Source organism: Streptomyces sp. CA-106110 (genome assembly GCF_050936285.1).
Lineage (GTDB): Bacteria > Actinomycetota > Actinomycetes > Streptomycetales > Streptomycetaceae > Streptomyces.
In genome coordinates this window covers 396,575-413,883 of the sequence record NZ_JBNJNB010000001.1, presented here as the reverse complement: position 1 = coordinate 413,883, position 17,309 = coordinate 396,575, and the positions used below count along the sequence as shown (strand labels likewise).

Genomic DNA, 17,309 nt, shown 5'->3' with positions numbered 1-17,309 from the left:
CTCGTAGACCCAGTGACCCATTCCTGACCTCCTACCGAGGGAACGAACACTCCACCGACCCGTCAGTCTCGAAGGCAACGAAATCACCCAAAGCTAGTAAAAAAAAATACCTACATGCGGTGAAGGGCGTAGTAGACGTGCAGCGCACGCTTCCGGCCACCGCGACTCCACGGATCGCGCGATCAAGATCACGGCGCCGTGCCCGTCGCGTGCCTGGTCCGACAGAACGCGGCGGGTTCTCACGGGGAACGGCGGCGCCGATCGCGAATTCGACCCTCTCGATCCCTACGGTGTCCTGTCACTGAACAGCAGGGCTGTCCCCGGTAGCCCAGGCGACGAGTCGTTGCGTGGTGGAGTGAAATGCCGGGTTCAGCCGAGACCGAACCAGCCCAGGATCGTCTGTACGAGCAGGATTGTGGACATACCCGCGACGCCAATGACCACGACAGTCGCGGCAATGCGGTAGCGCGATCCGTTGGCAGCCTCCCCGAGGAGCGACCGACGGTTGGTCAGAACCAACAGGTAGACCAGGACGACCGGGCTGATCAGCCCTTGGAGGACCTGAGTGCCGATCAGCAGCTGGATAACATCCAGCGGGGTCATCGCCACCGTGGCACCCAGCACGATCTGGACGGTGAACAGGCCCAGAAAGAGCGGGGCGTCGCGGAAGCTGCGGGAGACGGAGCGTTCCACGCCGGCGGCCTCTCCTATGGCGTAGCTGGCGGAGAGCGGGACGACGGCGCCCGCCAGCGCGGAGGCGCCGATCAGGCCGAGGGCGAACAACAGCTCTGCGTTCTGCCCGGCAACCGGCTTGAGTGCCTCAGCCGCCTGGGCGGCGGAGTCCAGGGGACCGCTGCCGCCGACGGCGGAGGCGGTGGCGATGATGATGGTCAGGCTGATGACGCAGGCGAATACGGCGCCCAGGATGGCGTCGGCGCGGATCAGCGGGTAGTCGGCGGGCTTGGCGCCACGGTCCACGACGCCGGCGGCCGCGTAGAACTGCATGTATGGGCTGACGGTCGTACCGATCAGTGCGACCGCGAGCAGGATGAAGTCCTTGTTCGGCTCGATGTGCGGGACGATCAGGTGGTGGCCTACGGCACCCCAGTCGGGGTGGCCGAGGATCATCGCGATGGGGTAGGCGAAGAAGGCCAGCGACATGATCAAGAAGATGCGTTCGGCCCAGTGGTAGGAGCCGAACAGAACCAGCGCCCACAACAGGATCGCGGCCGGCGGGATGACCGCCCACTTGGGTACGCCGAGGAGTTCGAAGGCAGCGCCGATGCCGGCGAACTCGCTGACGACCAGGCCGGTGTTGGCCAGCAGGAGGCAGAAGACGGCGAGTGCGGTCAGGCGAAGACTGAACTGTTCGCGGATCAGGGCGCCGAGGCCTTTGCCGGTGTGGGCGCCAAGGCGGACGGCCATCTCCTGCACCATCACCAGGGCGATGGTGACCAGCACCATGAAGAACAGGGTGCCGTAGGTGAACTGGGAGCCCGCCGAGGCGTAGGTGGCGATACCTGCGGCGTCGTTGCCGGCGTTCGCGGCGACCAGGCCAGGACCCGCGATCGCGGCGACCATCGTGATGCGCCGCCAGCCGGTGCGGCGGGCAGGGGCCGCGCCGATCGTGGGCGAAGCAGCCGCGGTGGTGGTGTCGACGTCGCGGGTCACTGCAGGAACCTCCGGAAGTGCACGCGCCCGCGTTCGGGCAGCATCGCGTCGATCAGGTCGTCGGCCAGGATCCGGCCAATCGGGCGGTCCGTGCCGTCGACGACCAGCAGCGAGGAGGCCCGGGCGTCAACGAGCTGGTCTGCGGCCTCGGCCAGCGGAGTGTCCGGGCGGACGGTGACGGGCGACCCGAACTGGGCCAACCAGGCCACCAAGTCCGCCACCAGGGCTGAGTCCTCGGCAACTGCCAGGTCGAACAGACCGATGTCGCACACCAGCCGGTCCTTGTCGTCCACGACGGCAACGGCGTCGATCTCAGTGCGGTGCTCGGCCTGTTCGGCCAGGCGGCCGCGCACCTTGGCGACGATCTCGTCCCGGTGGGCCGTGACCAGCACTGTGGTCATGGCACCGCCCGCGGTGCCCTCCCGGTGGGTCAGCAGCCGGCGCAGTTCCGCCGCTTCTCCGGTCGGCATACGACCCAGCAGGTTCTCGCGCTCCTCGGGGGTGAGGTCGCGCAGAGCGTCGGTGGCCTCATCCGGCTCCATCTCGTCGACCAGCCGAGCGGCGTGGTCGGGCTGGGCCTCACGCAGCAGATTCTCCAGTTCAGCCGGTTCCATCTCCTCCAGCGCGTCGGCGGCCTGCTCCGGCTCCAGCCAGCCCAGTAGCTGCTGCCGCTCGGCGCGGCCGAGGTCTTCGAGGATGTCGGCCAGGTCGGCCGGGCGCAGCCGGTGCAGCGCGGCCCGGGACGCACGCAGTCGCACCTCCGGCGGTCCATCGACGGCCTGCTCGGCGAACGGGGCCACCGCCTGCCAGTCCAGCACCCGCTCCGGGGTCGGCCTCGCCTGCCAGCGGCGCGGGCCGAGCCGACGAAGCAGGGTGGGAAGTGATACGTCCACCCCGACCAGCACCACGCGGTCCACCAACGGCGCCAGGTAAAGGTCGGCGGCGCGGGTGACCTGAACGCCGTCGACGTCCACGAGCTGGTGATCGAGGACGTCGTTGCCTAGCAGTACCTCGCCGGGACGCCGGGCAAAGTCGCGCAGATCTACCCGAGCGGTGCGCAGCCGCACGTGTCCGGCATGGATCTTGCCAATGGTGTCTGACGCCAGGAAGGTTTGCCGCCGCCCGATGCGCAGGATCAGTCCGGTGACCGGCGGATAGGGCTCCGGCCCGTACAGGCGGGCGACCACGTCTACGACGCGGCCGACCTCCTCACCGGACTGGTTGGTGACCGGGCCACCGATCAGCCCGGCCAGCGAGACCAGTGAGATACGGACCGCCTTGGAGGCGGTGGCACGGCGCTCCAGGGTGACCCGGCGGTCACGCAGACGGGCTGATGTCGACATGAGCAGAGTGTGGCCAGCCAAAATAAACACCCCCTTGCCCCGCTTCGACGGGGCACCGGGCTGCCCACGGCAGCGAGCTTCCTCCGCCCGACAACGGTAGGCACACCCGGCGCACGCCAATGAACGGCTTGGCAGAGTGGTGTCGTTGGCTGGTGACCGGTTGCGGAACCGGGCAGGTCAGAGGAGAACGGGCTGCCGCAAGCCGCAGAAGGACGGCGAGGACAACGCGAAGGAGGGCCGACTATGGCCCGGACTACTGTCCATCTCGCCTCCTCCCGGTCTCGGCCACCTACTCGTGACCGCGCGGCAAGGGGGAGCCAGGGTTGAGGACCCGGCACACCCCAACTCGTCAGAGCTTTGGCACTCCACGGCGTAATCCCTCTCAGGGAAGCCACCTGGGGTCACCCCTTGTGCCGGGGAGACCTGTCCTGATCCGGAGCGTCTCTCGACGGGTGGGATCAGTGGCCTGTGTCCGTGAAGACGCCTCACCGAACGAGGTGTCTTGTTAAACCGCCCAAATGATACGCCCCGTCATGCTGCCGCCCCCAATGCATGACCACTCCTTGACCTCGACTCGGAATGATCGTGGCCATCGATGCGACGGCGGTGCCAGCGGTGCTGCACGCATTCCCGTGTCCGAAACGGCGATCATGAAGGAGGTCCGGCAACGGCTACTCGGGGGTCGCCTCGCTCACGGCTACCACTCTTTTGGTCCGTGCCTGTCGCGTGCCCGTCCCGGCGGGACGTAGCGGGGACTCACGGGGAGCAGCGGCGCCAACCTCGCTCCGGACCAGGTCAGGGAGTCGCCAGGTCAGCGGTCACCCGCATACGGCGTCTTCCAAAATAGTGCACCAAGCCCTCGGCAGGGGCGCGTGACTGGGTCATTGAAACCCCGCCCAAAGCCACTCCGTACGTGGAGGGGTATGCGACCAGTGGTGGCCGCCGATCTCGGGTCGAGCAGTGCCACGGCAAGATCAAGCACCTCGTAGAGCCGACCGCGGCGACAGTCGGTGAAACGTCGCGGAGGCTGGCCCCAGAGAATGCACGCCTGCTGCGGCCGGGTGGGTGGAAGCGGCCAGCAGGGTGGGGAACATCGCCATCTCGTCCGTGTCCCCTCTGGCCACGCCGGACGTGCGGGCCGAGCTGCTGCCATCACCGTGGGCTGCTGGGTCTTCCGGATCGCCGGGTGCGGTCGGCGTGCGGACATCGGGCTCGTGGGGCACTTTCTGCCAAGGGCGCTGGGCGGGTTCGGCGGGCTGTCCTGTGACGGCAAGCGCGGTGGTGATCTGCTCGTAGGCCGCGTGGTCGAGGCGCTGCACCGTGATGGCGGCCTCAACCAACTCCAGTGGCTGCGGCTCATCGAGCGAGACGTTGAGGACGTCGACGTGGGGGAAGTGCGCCGCGGCGGAGCTTGCCGGGGCGATGAGCGTCACCGGCACGGCTCGGGCTTTGTCGATGACGTCGGCGAACTGCCAGGCGGTGTCCGCGTCGAGGGCGGCCGCGGGCAGCGGCAGGTAGGGCGGGTGAGGCCCAGGATGCACGTATCAAACGGGCCGCCTGGAGGGACCCTCCTTCGATGGCGACCTCTTCGTCCCGAACGTGATCCGAGCCCGCATGCCCCGGATCCGGCACCGCTGACCTACGCGTCGCCGTCCAGGTGTCACATGTGCCGTGGGTGATCGGTCTCTTCTGTTACGGCATGCCCAAAGGGGGCTCGAGGGCAGCCGTCGGTTTGCAGCCACCGCAGCGGTCCGCGCATGCCCCCTGCAACACGTCGTTGCGCATCTAACTTAGGGAGATGGTTTGCATGTCGTACCCGAAGCAGGTGTACACGGGCGATGACGGCGAGATCAGCGCGAACTTCCGGCCGTCGAGCACCCCACCGAATGTCGGAACAGCAGGCAGGGACGCCATCCACTACTTGGCGACCACAACCACCACGCGAGGCGAATTCGGACTCTACCGAGTGGAGATGAGCGCAAGGGCGGGCGGCCCCAAAACTCATTTCCACAAGACGATCTCGGAGTCCTTCTTCATCCTCAACGGCACCGTTCGACTTTTTGACGGCGCACAGTGGATCGACGCTCAACAGGGCGACTTTCTGCATGTACCGCAGGGCGGGCTGCATGCCTTCCGCAACGACTCCGATGCGCCGGCCGAAATGCTTCTGCTCTTTACACCCGGGGCACCGCGTGAAGAGTATTTTGAGGGGCTTTCACGGATGGCACATGCCACGGATGAGGAACGCGCCAGGTTCTTCGATGAGCAAGACTCGTACTTTGTGGAGTAACAGGCAGATTCCCCTCTCGTATCGCAGCAGCCGACGGCCCGGTCCTCAATGAGATCACCCCTGTCACCGGCAGAGCCTCAAGGCACGGCCGAGGATGTCGGCGCGGCCACGGGGTACGGGCCGGTGACTCGGGCGGGTATCGCGCCGGGCGCCGCGCGGGGGATCCGCGTCTGCGATCAGACGTTCAACGACGGCACGAATCAGACGGAGGGGTCGGTCCTGCTCGCGACCGGCGCCACCTTCCCACCCTGCACAGTGAGGATGACGGACCATGACGGCTCACGATGATCTGCCCGCCCCGCAACAAGGGCTCCTTGTCACGCACTTCCTGACCGTGCGCGACGTGGAGAGATCACGGCGCTTCTACGCCGACGTGTTCGGCGGCGAGGTCGTGATGGAGGAGAACCCGGCGATCGTGAAGGTGGCCAACAGCTGGATCATCATGAATCCCGGGGGTGGCCCAACCCCCGACAAACCCGGCGTCACCCTCGAGGCGCCCCAGAGCACCGAGCGGGTGTCGAGCTTTCTCAATGTCCGCGTCGCGGACATGGCCGCCTTCCACGCCCACGCGGTCGCCAAGGGCGCCCACTTCCTCACCGAACCCCTCGACCGCGGTTCGGAACTGCGCTGCTACCTGCGCGATCCCGACAGCTACCTCATCGAGGTGGGTCAGTCCACCGGCCTGCTTCGCGGTGTCCATGCCGATTGACCACCGGTCCGCGCCCCTTCCTCTGCCGAGCGCCTACGGCTGATCTAGGTACTCACGATGGAGAAGGTGCAGCACCCGAGTCTGATCGCGCCAGTCGGGCATGTCGAGCCCGTCCCCAGGGTGCGGCGCGGGTGTGGGAGGACGGTGCTCCCGAGGCCTTGCACGGAACCGTCCGCTTCGAGTGGGAGGCACTGGACTCCTGGTTCGAAGCGGACGAGCTGGCCTTCGTCCACCCCAGGAGTCCCTATTCCCGCGTGGACGCGCTGCGCTCCTCCAGCAACGTCCGCGTGGCACTGGAAGCGGTCGTGCCGGCGGAAGCGCCGCGCTGCGTCAAACTGTTCGAGACCGGGCTGCCGATGCGTTATTACCTCGCATGGGCCTACGACCCACCGACGTTCAGGCCAACCGCATCGCCGATATGGTCGAATTCCTCAACGAGCGCGTTGATCTGTGCGTCGACGGAGAACCTCTGGCGAGGCCTTCCAAGCAGGCCAGGTGAAGGCACGCACTCCCGGATTGCACATGTCGCACATGACGGCTTGTTGGCACCGCTGTCTGTATTCGTTGAGTCGACGTTGACTGTTTCAGCATCCGGTGGATGCGGTCCGGGCCTGCACGGCCGGTCTGCGCACCACTGAGTGGTGCGCAGACCGGACGGTACTGTGAGGCAGACCCGATCGGTGCCCGGGATGCCGATGCCGTGGAACGGTGTGGCGGCGTCGGGAACGGCGCCGGTGATCTTCTGGGCCAGGCCTGAGGGTGTCGGTTGTCACGCCGCAATCCGAGCTGATAGGAGTATATGCTCGTAATCGCCGGCTTGGGGATCACCTGACACGGCAAGCCCCCCGCGTCCGGCCTGCGGCCGGAGATCATTGAAGGAGAAACATCATGTCGAACACGGAAGACGGCAAGAGCGAGGGTCTCAGCTACTACCCGTGGTGGCTGGACAAGCTGGCCGACAACGTGACCGGGAACGGCTCGTTCATCGACAACGGCCCCATCCAGGGTCCCGAGGCCGTCCACTCGGTGGTGACCGCCGCCCGTGAGCTGTACGAGTTCCAGGACTTCACCTACACCGGCGACTACGGCAACGACGGCTTCATCGAGGAATACACCACCCGGGTGAAGGGCGAGACCCTCCACGTCGTCGTCACGGTCGCCCGCAATGCCGCAGGCGAATGCGAGACGCTCGTCGTGAACCACCGCCCGCGCAACGCGATGCTGCTCTTCTCTCGTGAGATGCACAAGAAGTTCGCCGGCACCCCCCTGGCCGAGCACTTCCTCGCCGACGAGTCCTGAGACAGCGGCTGCGGGATCCGTGCCGTGGACGGACGGCCGTCCTGCGGGACCTGCCCGGACGCGGCAGCATGGTCTCATCCAGTGGGCGCTCCGGACCGATCGGCAGAGCCTTCGCCGACAGCCCGAGCCCGCCATGCGCACAGTGATCGCCGGGCCGGTGCGGGACGGCGGCCGACCGAGGGCCGGCGTGAGGGGGACCGCGGTTTGTCCGAGAGGGCCTGGTGGCCATCGAACCCTCCGCCGCCAACCGCCGCGCACGGATCATCGGACTCACGCCGGACGGCCTGTCCCGCATGGAAGCGGCGACGCCGCTGTGGCAAGGGACGCAGACCCGGTTCGAGGAGAGCTTCGCGGAGGCCGGGCGGCCGGGCCGGGCGGCCCGGCTGCGCGCGTCGCTCGAAGCAGTCTTCCAGACCGGTTTCACGTCCTGGGCCGAGTAGAGACGGGACGGCACCAGTCGGGTCCCCACCGTCGGTGCCGCGAAAGCCTCAGCCATCTCACGTTGACACAGATAAGTCTGCTGTTCCGCATATGTAGGGGTGATGTCATGGACGGTATTGCCGACATGGGCGGCACATCAGGGTGGGGCCTGGTGCACCCCCCGAGAAAGGACGAACCCGTATTCGCGGAGCCCTGGCACGGCCGCGCATTCGCCCTGGCGCTTTTGTCCATACGGGCCGCCGGGGCCAACGTGGACGCCTTCCGCCACTCGCTGGCAGGGCCCCGGCGTTTGCCCGGCTCGTCCGACCTTGGGTCGGTTGACGTCGGCGGCGGGCCCCGGAAGCAGGCGAACACGGCCCCTGTGGATCATGGAGTTCTCTACGCTTCAAGATCCACGAAGGTGCCGTGTTCGTCCCACCATCATCCCCCATCCCTGCTCCTGTCTGCCCCGCACCCCGCCTGCCAGATCTGCGTGAGGGTGCCGCCCGGGATCAAGTCGGCAGCCTGGTCGCGGAGTTCGAGTCACTCACCGATCCGCGCGGAGCCAGCGGTGTGCGTTACCGGCTTTCCTCCCTGCTGGCCCTGGTGGTCTGCGCGATGATGCCCGCGGGCCACGACTCGATCACTGCGGCAGCGGAGTGGTGCCGGCGTGCGGCCCCCGAGGAACTGGCCGCCTTCGGCCTGCCCTACCACCCGCTCCTGGGCCGTTACCGGGTGCCGAGCGAGAAGACCCTGCGCAGCGTGCTGGGGCGCCTTGATCCGGCCGAACTCAGCGCGGCCGGGTTCGCCTACCTGACGTCCCTGCTCTCCGACGAGCGCGCGCATCCCGCGCTGCTGATGCCGGACGGCGGCCCGGAACGCGAACAGCGCCGGGCCCACCAGGCTGCCGCCCAGACCGATCCGGTGCGTCAAAGGCGCCGGGCGATCGCGGTGGACGGCAAATGCCTGCGCGGTGCCAGGCGCCCTGACGGCAGCCGGGTCTTCGTGCTCTCCGCGGTCCGCCACGGCGACGGCATCACCCTGGCCTCCCGCGAGATCGGCGCGAAGACGAACGAAATCCCCGAGTTCGCACCCCTGCTCGACCAGATCGACGACGTGGAACTCGCCGGCGCGGTCATCACCGCCGATGCTCTCCACGCCCAGCACGCCCACGCCGCCTACCTGCACGAACGCGGCGCCCACTACCTCCTCACGATCAAGAACAACCAGCGCGGTCAGGCCCGCCAACTCCACCGGCTGCCCTGGAAAGAGGTCCCCGTGATCCACCGTGACGACACCCGCGGCCACGGCCGCCACGAGCAGCGCCACGTACAGGTCGTCACCGTCGACGGCCTGCTCTTCCCCAACGCCCGTCAAGTCCTGCGCATTCAGCGCAGGCGCCGCCTCTACGGAGCGAAGAAGTGGTCCAGCGAGACCGTCTACGCCATCACCGATCTGCCCGCTGAGCAGGCATCTGCCGCCGAGATCGCCGCCTGGGCTCGCGGGCACTGGACCGTGGAGAACACCGTCCACTGGGTGCGTGATGTCGTCTTCAGTGAGGACAAGTCCCAGGTCAGGACCCGCAATACGCCAGCCGTGCTCGCCGCCGTCCGCGACCTGATCCGCAGTGCACTCAAACTCGCCGGGTACGTCAACACCGCCGCCGGACGCCGAGCCCACACCGAACGCCACCGCGTCCTCGCCCTCTACGGCATCACATGATCAACCAGACATCCGAGGCAAACGCCGGGGCCCTGCACTCGCTGGAGCGCCTGGACCGGGCCGCCTACCTGGACGAGGGCTACTTCGGACGCTGGCTGAACGGCGGGGAACTGCTCCTGACGGACAGCGCGATCCTGGCGCCGGGCGCGGTCGAGGCCCGTGCCCGCAACCTCCGCGGTGAGCACGTGCAGGAGCCGCCGGTGCCCGAGCCCGCCCGGCCCGACTACGCACCGACCGCCGAGGGCCCGCTGCGCACGCTGGACGTCCCGCCGGCCTTCGCCGTCGGCGAGCGGGTGCGTGCCAAGAACGTGTCCGTGCCCGGGCACACCCGACTGCCGGGCTACGTGCGGGGCCACATCGGAGTGGTGGATCTCATCCAGCCCGCACACGTGCTGCCGGACACCAACGCCCACTTCCTGGGCGAGAACCCGCAGCACGTCTATTCGGTGCGATTCGACTCGCGTGAGCTGTGGGGCGCAGACGCCGAAGCCTTCGCCGTCACCCTGGAAATGTACGAAAGCTATCTGGAGGCCACCTCATGACCGCCACCAAACCATCGGGTGAGAGTCTTCCCACGGCCCTGCGGGTCGAAGCCCTCGAGCAGCTGCTCACCGAGCGCCGCCTGATCGACCCGAAAGCCGTCGACGGGATCATCACCACCTACGAGACCAACGTCGGCCCGCTCAACGGGGCCAAGGTCGTCGCCAAGGCATGGACGGACCCCGACTACCGGCAGTGGCTGCTGGAGGACGGCACCGCAGCGATCGAGGCGCTGGGGTTCTCCGGCGCCATGGGCTGGCACATCAACGTCGTGGAGAACACTCCCACCACCCACAACGTCGTGGTCTGCACACTGTGCTCGTGCTACCCCTGGTCCGTGCTCGGCCTGCCCCCGACCTGGTACAAGGACCCCGCCTACCGAGCACGCGTGGTCAAGGAGCCCCGCACGCTCCTGTCCGAGATGGGCCTCGAACTCGACGACGACGTACAGATCACCGTCCGCGACTCCACCAGCGAGACGCGCTGGCTGGTACTGCCCGAACGACCAGCCGGCACCGAGCAGCTGACCGAGGAGGAACTCGTCCAACTGGTGACTCGGGATGCCATGGTCGGCGTGGCCAAGGTGGCGGCACCGCCAGCGCCAGCGCAGTAGCTCGAAGAGCATCCCGATGCCGACGCGTTTGAAGCCCTTGGTGACGCAGTCGGCGGCCGGCGCCTCCAGGTGCCGCAGCACCCACGGGTTGAGGGCGTGGAACACCTCGACCCGCTCCTGGATGGACTGGCCGGGGGAGATGGCGGGCAGCTGGACAGGCTGGATTCCGTCGCCCAGGTCGAGCACTTGCTGCTGATAGACGGGCACGACACCCCGGATGTGCCGGCACCGATCCAATGGTGGGGCACATCTTTCATGAACGGTCTGACAGATCAACCAGCGGCTTGCTCGAAACCCGCGCCCGGCGGTCGACGACCGGGCCGGGGCTGCGGTGGCGTGCATTGTTCCTCCGAGCGAAGAACATCAGCACGCTCCCGACCTCCGCTCTTATTCTAGCCGTGCTGGGGGTGTGTCCAGGTACTTTCCGCACCCATGAGGGCCGGGCCTGTCAAGGGCGTAGATGGCTCTCGCCTGCGGCTTCCTGGTCGAAGCAGGGGCGTTTTCCTTGTTGGGCTTCTTCGTGTTCGTCTGTGAGCCCGCCGCGTGGGAGGGGTCCAGTTGGAGCTCCTGGAGCCCCGCGAGGGATGATCGGGGCGAGGACGAACGAGCTGGAGGCCGACGAGCGGCGGTCGAGAATGAGGGCGAGGAAGCGTCACGGATATTCACAGGTACGGTCGTTGACATCCCCGGCGGGTCCTGACCGGCGGAGTGGCCTCACAGGCACCCATCCGGCACCGGGCCGGCGCTCGGCGCCATGATCGTGATGCGGGGATCCGGGCTGCTCAATCAGGTCATCGAGCGCGGCCGTTGGGCCGTCTCATGCGGAAAGGCGAGCTCACCCGGGGTCTGCGACCGTCTGCGGCGATTGTCGTCTGCTGGAGTCATCGGCGCCTCTGAAGCTGGGTGGATCCAACCTCGCGCAGGACGTGGTAGGCGCGAGCCAGCAGGCGGCGGGCCACCGCGGTGGTGGCGATCTTCTTGCCCCGGCGATGAGCGAGGCGCTGGTAGGCGACGGAGAAGTCCGGCGACCGCTTCGCGGTCTGGGTGGCCTCGCACAAGATCCACCGCAGCCAGTCCGAGCCTTGCTTGGAGATGTGCCCGTGCCTGACGGTGAGATCCGATCCCCGGACGGTAGGCGTCAGCCCGGCCCAGGCGGTGAGCTTGCGCGCGGACGGGAAGCGGGTGACGTCGCCGATCTCGGCGACCATGACCAGGGCGGTGAGCGTGCCCACCCCCGGCAGCTGGGTGAGCGCCTTGACCCTGGGGTCGCCCCGCGCCTGTGCGAGCAGCTGTGCGTCCAAGGCGTCGATCGGCTCCTTGAGGGCGTCCATCAGGACCAGAAGATCGTCGACCACGCGGCGCGAGGCATCCGGCAGATCCAGGGCCTGCAGCCAGGCCCGGCCCGGAGCGGTGGAGTAGCCACCGGGCCGGTCGCAGCCGTGATCCGCCAGGACGGCGTGGACGCGGTTGCGCAGCAGGGTGCGCAGCCGCACCAGCTGGCAGCGGTGCCGCACCAGGACCCGCTGCTGCCGCACGTCCAGCGGGGCGATCCACGCTTGCGGTAGCAGATCTGCGCGCGGCAACTGGGCCAGGGTGGCCGCGTCCACCTTGTCGTTCTTCAGTCGCGCGGAGGCGATCGCCTTGCACCGCAGCGGATGCACCAGATGCGGCTCGAATCCGTAGTCCTCCAGCAGCTCCACCAGCCATCCCCAGCCGTAGGCGGCCTCGAAGGCGACCGGCGCCCCGATCGGAAGATCACCGATCACCGAAAGCACCGGCTCCACCCCGTTGGGCACGTTCCGGTTCACCCGCACCGCGCCGCCGTCCTCGACCACCGCGATCTGCGACCGCTTGCGGTGCACGTCGATACCGACGTAGACAGACATTGAGGGCCTCCCTCCTGAGCTCGTACATACCCGGACGATAGGTATCGCCGGGCTGAGCAGGGAAGGGGGCCCGGCCCTCATAGGATCAGGTCAGCGGGCCTTCGCTGCGGCAGGCCCACGGGGGACGATCACAGAGCCGGGGCCGGTGTAGCGGCCCTGCCGCAGCGCCGCCTCGACCTGCGGCACGATCGCCCACACCACGGTGCGGGACTTCGCCCGGATGTCGGGAGCGGCCTCGATGAGCGTGTCCAGCAGCCACAGCGGCGACCCCGACAGCCGGTAGTCCGCCGACGCGAACCGGCCCTGCCGCACCACCGCCGACAGGTTCTGCTGGCTGGACAGGCCGAACAGTTGCGTCGCCTCCTGCAGGCCCAGCAGCGCAAGCATGTCCCCCCACCCTGTGCGTCCACTCGCCGGGCTCCTGTGCGGCCACCTCCACCACTGGCTCCCGCCGCCTTCTTACTGGACTGCCCTTGGATTCTCACTGGCGCAGAACTTCGCCACCGTAGCGTGATCACCAACCGTGAGGTCACTCTAGGGGAAACGCACCCGCACGAATGTGGACCGGCGCCAAGGTAGTGTTTAGGTGTGCTTGCCTGATTTGTGGGGCTGCCGTCGCCGACGTGCAGATCCGTGACCCAGGAGTGAGTAGGAGTCGAGTTGGCACCTGCGACAGCCAAAGCCGGGAGTCACCCCCAGCAGTCAGGGCCGGGCATTCCGGCCGCCTCGTACAAAGCTTTGCGAGGCGCGGAGACGTTGACGCTGGCTCTCAAGGCCACGGAGTGCGTGGACGGCCGGGGCGCGTTCCTGCACTGGTGCGATCCTGCTGCTCGCCGGTTGCACCTGGTTGCGGCCAGCGGGTTGGCCGCGGGGAGCGCCGCGGCGTGGGCGGATCTCTCCGTCGAGCAGGACGTGGCGCCCGCACGCGCCCTGCGGCGCGGTGACTATGCCTGGGTGGGCGGGGACAGCCTGGGCATCGGGGGAGTCGGCACGGCAGCGGTGCCCCTTCCCGGTGCCGATGGCCCGATAGGTGTGCTGTCCGTGATCATGGCAGGGGCCGGCGAGCCGGATGAGGTGCAGCGATCTTTTCTGCATTCGGTGGCGGGATGGGCCGCAGCGTGCCTGGAGGACCTGCCTGGCAGGCTGCCCGTCCGTGGTTCGGCGGCCGGCTCTGAGCAGACGGTCCGAATGGGCAAGCTGACCTCGGCACTCGCCGAGGCCCTGACCTCTCAGGAAGTCGTACAGGCCGTCGCGGCGCACGTCCTGCCGCCATTTGGTGCCGACGGGCTCATATTCTGGGTCTTCGAAGGCGGCCGACAGCGTGTGGTCGGCTCCGCCGGATACACACAGGAATTCCTCAGTCTGCTCGACGGGATCCCGATAGCCGACTACCCCGTGGCCACCGACGTGCTGGGATCGCGTACTCCCCGGTTCATCGAATCAGCCGCAGAGTACTGCCAGCGCTATCCAGCGCTGCAGCATATTCCGTCACCGGCCCAGAAGAACGCGTGGGCGTTCCTGCCCATGATCGCCTCCGGGCACTCCATCGGCATGTTTTTGGTGTCTTTCGCCCAGCCGCGATCCTTCAGCGACGAGGAGCGCACGCTGCTGACCGCGGTGAGCGGTCTGGCCGGCCAGTCGCTGGAGCGGGCCCGGTTGTACGACGTGGAGCACGCCCGGGCACAGGAGCTGCAGCGTGGCTTGCTTCCCCGGACGCTGCCCTGCCTGCCTGCCGCCTGCGCGGCCGCACGCTACCTGCCCGCGGGCCGGGGCGAGCACGTCGGTGGCGACTGGTACGACGTGATCCCGCTGTCCGCGGACAGAGTCGCCATGGTGATCGGCGACGTGATGGGACACGGCATTCCCCAAGCGGCCACCATGGGCCAGCTGCGTACCGCGGTGCGTACCCTCGCCGACCTGGACATACCCCCTGCCGAGCTACTCAGCCACCTCAATGACCTGGTCAGCGACCTGGGTGAGGACTGCTACGCCACCTGCCTGTACGCCGTCTTCGACCCGATCACCCGGATATGCTCGTTCTCCCTGGCCGGTCATCTCCCGCCGGTCATCGTCCATCCCGATGGCACCGTCCACAGGCCCGACCTGGCCGCCGACCCGCCGCTCGGGGCCGCCGAGCCACCGTTCGAAACGCACCAACTGCTTCTGCCCGAGGAGAGCCTGCTGGTCCTGTGCACCGACGGGCTCGTCGAATCCGCCACCCAGGACGTCGACCAAGGACTGGCCCGACTGCAACAGATCCTCGCCCAGAATGCGATGCCCACCTTCACGGTGCGAGACGAGGCCGACGACGTCCAACACCTCGACGACCTGTGCGACACGGTGGTCTCGGCCCTGCTGCCCGACCATGGCCAGACGAACGACGACGCAGCGCTGCTGATCGCCCACACGCGGGCCGTCGACGCCGGTGATGTCGCCTGCTGCATCCTCCCGGACGATCCCCGCGCGGCCGGACAGGCCCGCGAATTCGTCCGCCAGCAACTGGCCGCCTGGGGACTGGACGATCTCGCGATCACCACCGAGCTGCTGGCCAGCGAGCTGATCGGCAACGTGATCCGGCACGCCAAGGGCCCCATCCGGCTGCGCCTGCTGCGCAGCCGCTCCCTGACCTGCGAGGTCTATGACGGCAGCCTCAGCACCCCGCGCATCCGCCACGCCGCCTACACCGACGAGGGCGGCCGCGGCCTGCAACTCGTCGCCGCCCTCTCCAGACGCTGGGGCGCCCGATACCTCCGCGACGGCAAATGCATCTGGACCGAGCAGGACATCCCCGCCCCCCCGGCGGGGTGAACGGCCCTGGGGGGTGAACCGCTGTGGTCCGGCCGGCGCCGCCCACCGTCACCGTCGCTTCGACGCCGTGCGCCAGGACTGGTGGGCCGTCTTCAAGGCGCACACGCGCCTGACCGGTGACCCCCGGCCGCATCGACTCCGCGTATGCCCTCGCCACCCCGCCGTCCACGACGGGATGCGGCTGCGGTCCGGGCGCGTCGGCGAGCGCACCCGCGCCTTCCGTTGTACCTACACCTCGACAACACCGCCCGGTATCGTCCGCGACTTCGACACCCTGCTGCACGACACCTAGTGAGGTGAGGCCGGTCAGGGGCCGCCCGGAAGGTGTGGGCGTCGATCAGCCCTACGCGTGTGCCTGCGGCTCAGCTGAAATCGGGCCCGCTGGTGCGCGTGCGCTTGATCTCGTAGAAACCCGGCGTGGAGGCGACGGCGAGCACGCCGTCCCAGAGCCGGGCGGCGTCCTCGCCTTTGGGGGCTGGGGTCACGACGGGGCCGAAGAAGGCGATGGGGTCGCTGCCCGCGTCCGGACCGGGGACGCTGATGATCGGGCTGCCGACGTCCTGGCCGACCAGGGTGATTCCTCGGCGGTGGGATGCCCGCAGCTCGTCGTCGTAACGGTCCGTGGCACCGATGTCGGCCAGATCCACCGGCAGTCCGGTCTCCCGCAGGGAGGCTTCCAGCGTGGCCCGGTCCTTGGGCTGCTGCTGCAGGTGATAGCGGGTGCCGAGGGCGGTGTATAGGGGTTCGAGTACCTCGGGCCCGTGTCTGAGGGCGGCGGCAGTCAGGACGCGTACCGGTGCCCAAGCTTCGCCCATCAGCACGCGGATGCGCTCAGGGAGTTCATCCAGCCGGTTCTCGTTCAGGACGGACAGGCTCATGACGTGCCAGGACACCTCGACGGGCCGGGTCCTGGCGACTTCCAGCATCCAGCGGGAGGTGAGCCAGGTCCACGGGCACACGGGGTCGAACCAGAAGCCGACGGGTGTAGGGGAGGTAGGGGAGGTGGATGCGGACACGGGTAACTCCAATTGCCGGTGCGGTTCGTGTCGTTGTGGCCCGGGGCCGGCCGGCGAGGGCCGGCGGGTCGGAGGCGGTCAGTCGTCGGTGGGGAAGTCGGTGGAGGCCGACAGCTCGGACCATGCGGCCAGGTCGTCGGCCAACTGCCGCTGCCCCTGCTCGACCAGGCGCACGGCGTCGCTGCCGAGCACGAGATGGACGGGCGGCTTGTCGCTGTCGAGGACCTGGAGGAGGGCCTTCGCGGCGCGTGCGGGGTCGCCGGCCTGCTTGCCGTCTTTTGTCTGCCGGGCGGCCCGGATCGGGCCGAACACGGCGTCGTAGTCCGGCACGGTGCGCGGAACGCGGACCATCGAGCGGCCGGCCCAGTCCGTACGGAATGAGCCGAGCGCCAGGGAGGTCACATGGATGCCGAAGCCGGCGACTTCCTGAGCCAGCGAAGCGGCGATGCCTTCCATGGCGAACTTGCTGGCGCCGTAGAAGGCCACTCCAGGCAGCGCCGTCAGCCCCGCCATGGACGACACCGTGACGATGCGGCCGCTGCGCCGCCGCCGCATATGGGGCAGCACGGCCTTGATGACGGCGACGCTGCCGAACACGTTGACGTCGAACTGCCGACGAAGGTCGTCCATGCCGGACTCCTCGACGGTGCCCTCCAAGCCGTACCCGGCGTTGCTGATCAGCGCATCGATGGGACCGACGGTCCGCTCGACGTCGTCCACCACCGCCGCGACGGCGTCATCGTCGGTCACGTCCAGCAACTTGGCGACGGCGCGCCCGGATGCCAGGGCCTCGAACGCGCCGATCTGCTCTGGATTGCGGACTGTGCCGACCACGAGGTCTCCGGCGGCCAGCGCTTCCTGGGCGAAGGCCCGCCCAAGGCCGCTACTTACGCCGGTGATGAGGAATGTCCTACTCATGGGGTCTCCTACGGAACGTGCGGTAGTGGTGCGGCGCTGTCTTGGAAGCCTGGTCGTTGCTCCACGTACCTGAC

At 68.3% G+C, this 17,309-nt stretch carries 17 protein-coding genes, 1 pseudogene and 1 riboswitch; of the genes and pseudogenes, 11 read left to right on the top strand and 7 right to left on the bottom strand.

The features are described from left to right. Window positions 1–369 precede the first annotated feature (369 nt). The 3 genes from ACQEXA_RS02085 to ACQEXA_RS02075 form a co-directional block, all read right to left on the bottom strand. A complete protein-coding gene (locus tag ACQEXA_RS02085; protein ID WP_433128345.1) occupies window positions 370–1,671 on the bottom strand; it encodes an NRAMP family divalent metal transporter in 1,302 nt (433 codons plus the stop codon). Next, window positions 1,668–3,014, bottom strand: coding sequence for a magnesium transporter MgtE N-terminal domain-containing protein (locus tag ACQEXA_RS02080; protein WP_432937766.1), 1,347 nt, complete (start codon window positions 3,012–3,014; stop codon window positions 1,668–1,670). The genes ACQEXA_RS02085 and ACQEXA_RS02080 overlap by 4 nt, the downstream gene beginning before the upstream one ends. A 333-nt stretch (window positions 3,015–3,347) precedes the next feature. After that, a riboswitch (M-box (ykoK) riboswitch) is annotated at window positions 3,348–3,518 on the bottom strand. Between the two features lie 470 nt (window positions 3,519–3,988). Then, window positions 3,989–4,555 (bottom strand): hypothetical protein, encoded by a 567-nt coding sequence (locus ACQEXA_RS02075; protein ID WP_432937768.1) that lies wholly within the window; start codon window positions 4,553–4,555, stop codon window positions 3,989–3,991. Window positions 4,556–4,821: 266 nt separating this feature from the next. Between ACQEXA_RS02075 and ACQEXA_RS02070 the strand changes: the two genes are divergently transcribed. The 9 genes and pseudogenes from ACQEXA_RS02070 to nthA all read left to right on the top strand — a co-directional run bounded on the left by ACQEXA_RS02070 (window position 4,822) and on the right by nthA (window position 10,607). Next, on the top strand, window positions 4,822–5,304 hold the full coding sequence (locus ACQEXA_RS02070) for a cupin domain-containing protein (RefSeq protein ID WP_433128343.1): 483 nt from the start codon (window positions 4,822–4,824) through the stop codon (window positions 5,302–5,304). A 271-nt stretch (window positions 5,305–5,575) separates the two neighbouring features. Beyond that, complete coding sequence (locus tag ACQEXA_RS02065; protein ID WP_432937774.1) at window positions 5,576–6,013, top strand: VOC family protein; 438 nt, start codon at window positions 5,576–5,578, stop codon at window positions 6,011–6,013. A gap of 65 nt (window positions 6,014–6,078) precedes the next feature. After that, window positions 6,079–6,512 (top strand): annotated as a pseudogene (locus ACQEXA_RS02060) (DUF427 domain-containing protein); the annotation flags it as partial. A 389-nt stretch (window positions 6,513–6,901) separates the two neighbouring features. Then, complete coding sequence (locus ACQEXA_RS02055) at window positions 6,902–7,312, top strand: hypothetical protein (protein ID WP_432937776.1); 411 nt, start codon at window positions 6,902–6,904, stop codon at window positions 7,310–7,312. A 221-nt stretch (window positions 7,313–7,533) separates the two neighbouring features. Continuing rightward, window positions 7,534–7,752: a hypothetical protein gene (locus ACQEXA_RS02050; protein ID WP_432937778.1), complete on the top strand. Its 219-nt coding sequence runs from the start codon at window positions 7,534–7,536 to the stop codon at window positions 7,750–7,752. A gap of 107 nt (window positions 7,753–7,859) precedes the next feature. After that, a complete protein-coding gene (locus ACQEXA_RS02045) occupies window positions 7,860–8,354 on the top strand; it encodes a hypothetical protein (protein ID WP_433134420.1) in 495 nt (164 codons plus the stop codon). Continuing rightward, on the top strand, window positions 8,258–9,454 hold the full coding sequence (locus ACQEXA_RS02040; protein WP_433134418.1) for an ISAs1 family transposase: 1,197 nt from the start codon (window positions 8,258–8,260) through the stop codon (window positions 9,452–9,454). The genes ACQEXA_RS02045 and ACQEXA_RS02040 overlap by 97 nt, the downstream gene beginning before the upstream one ends. Beyond that, window positions 9,451–9,996 (top strand): SH3-like domain-containing protein, encoded by a 546-nt coding sequence (locus tag ACQEXA_RS02035; RefSeq protein WP_433128341.1) that lies wholly within the window; start codon window positions 9,451–9,453, stop codon window positions 9,994–9,996. Before ACQEXA_RS02040 ends, ACQEXA_RS02035 begins: the two co-directional genes overlap by 4 nt. After that, a complete protein-coding gene (gene nthA / locus ACQEXA_RS02030) occupies window positions 9,993–10,607 on the top strand; it encodes a nitrile hydratase subunit alpha (protein ID WP_432937784.1) in 615 nt (204 codons plus the stop codon). Before ACQEXA_RS02035 ends, nthA begins: the two co-directional genes overlap by 4 nt. An 881-nt stretch (window positions 10,608–11,488) precedes the next feature. On the opposite strand, the gene ACQEXA_RS02025 is transcribed toward nthA, so the two are convergent. Further along, window positions 11,489–12,493 (bottom strand): IS110 family transposase, encoded by a 1,005-nt coding sequence (locus ACQEXA_RS02025; RefSeq protein ID WP_433128339.1) that lies wholly within the window; start codon window positions 12,491–12,493, stop codon window positions 11,489–11,491. A 90-nt stretch (window positions 12,494–12,583) separates the two neighbouring features. Further along, window positions 12,584–12,880 carry a hypothetical protein gene (locus ACQEXA_RS02020; protein WP_433128337.1) on the bottom strand — a complete coding sequence of 99 codons (297 nt, stop codon included), beginning with the start codon at window positions 12,878–12,880 and terminating at the stop codon, window positions 12,584–12,586. Window positions 12,881–13,249: 369 nt separating this feature from the next. Here ACQEXA_RS02020 and ACQEXA_RS02015 point away from each other — a divergent pair, with 369 nt between their 5' ends. Together ACQEXA_RS02015 and ACQEXA_RS02010 are read left to right on the top strand one after the other, a co-directional pair. Beyond that, window positions 13,250–15,301, top strand: coding sequence for an ATP-binding SpoIIE family protein phosphatase (locus ACQEXA_RS02015; protein ID WP_433128335.1), 2,052 nt, complete (start codon window positions 13,250–13,252; stop codon window positions 15,299–15,301). A 13-nt stretch (window positions 15,302–15,314) separates the two neighbouring features. After that, window positions 15,315–15,593 carry a hypothetical protein gene (locus ACQEXA_RS02010; protein ID WP_433128333.1) on the top strand — a complete coding sequence of 93 codons (279 nt, stop codon included), beginning with the start codon at window positions 15,315–15,317 and terminating at the stop codon, window positions 15,591–15,593. A 70-nt stretch (window positions 15,594–15,663) separates the two neighbouring features. Here ACQEXA_RS02010 and ACQEXA_RS02005 read toward each other — a convergent pair whose 3' ends face one another. Next, complete coding sequence (locus tag ACQEXA_RS02005; protein WP_432937797.1) at window positions 15,664–16,317, bottom strand: mycothiol-dependent nitroreductase Rv2466c family protein; 654 nt, start codon at window positions 16,315–16,317, stop codon at window positions 15,664–15,666. 78 nt (window positions 16,318–16,395) lie between these two features. Then, window positions 16,396–17,235: an oxidoreductase gene (locus ACQEXA_RS02000; RefSeq protein WP_433128331.1), complete on the bottom strand. Its 840-nt coding sequence runs from the start codon at window positions 17,233–17,235 to the stop codon at window positions 16,396–16,398. Window positions 17,236–17,309: the final 74 nt, after the last annotated feature.

Coding starts and splice junctions, on each gene's coding strand:
- ACQEXA_RS02080 (WP_432937766.1), bottom strand. CDS start 3,014: ATGTCGACATCAGCCCGTCTGCGTGACCGCCGGGTCACCCTGGAGCGC.
- ACQEXA_RS02070 (WP_433128343.1), top strand. CDS start 4,822: ATGTCGTACCCGAAGCAGGTGTACACGGGCGATGACGGCGAGATCAGC.
- ACQEXA_RS02065 (WP_432937774.1), top strand. CDS start 5,576: ATGACGGCTCACGATGATCTGCCCGCCCCGCAACAAGGGCTCCTTGTC.
- ACQEXA_RS02055 (WP_432937776.1), top strand. CDS start 6,902: ATGTCGAACACGGAAGACGGCAAGAGCGAGGGTCTCAGCTACTACCCG.
- ACQEXA_RS02045 (WP_433134420.1), top strand. CDS start 7,860: ATGGACGGTATTGCCGACATGGGCGGCACATCAGGGTGGGGCCTGGTG.
- ACQEXA_RS02035 (WP_433128341.1), top strand. CDS start 9,451: ATGATCAACCAGACATCCGAGGCAAACGCCGGGGCCCTGCACTCGCTG.
- nthA (WP_432937784.1), top strand. CDS start 9,993: ATGACCGCCACCAAACCATCGGGTGAGAGTCTTCCCACGGCCCTGCGG.
- ACQEXA_RS02025 (WP_433128339.1), bottom strand. CDS start 12,493: ATGTCTGTCTACGTCGGTATCGACGTGCACCGCAAGCGGTCGCAGATC.
- ACQEXA_RS02020 (WP_433128337.1), bottom strand. CDS start 12,880: ATGCTTGCGCTGCTGGGCCTGCAGGAGGCGACGCAACTGTTCGGCCTG.
- ACQEXA_RS02000 (WP_433128331.1), bottom strand. CDS start 17,235: ATGAGTAGGACATTCCTCATCACCGGCGTAAGTAGCGGCCTTGGGCGG.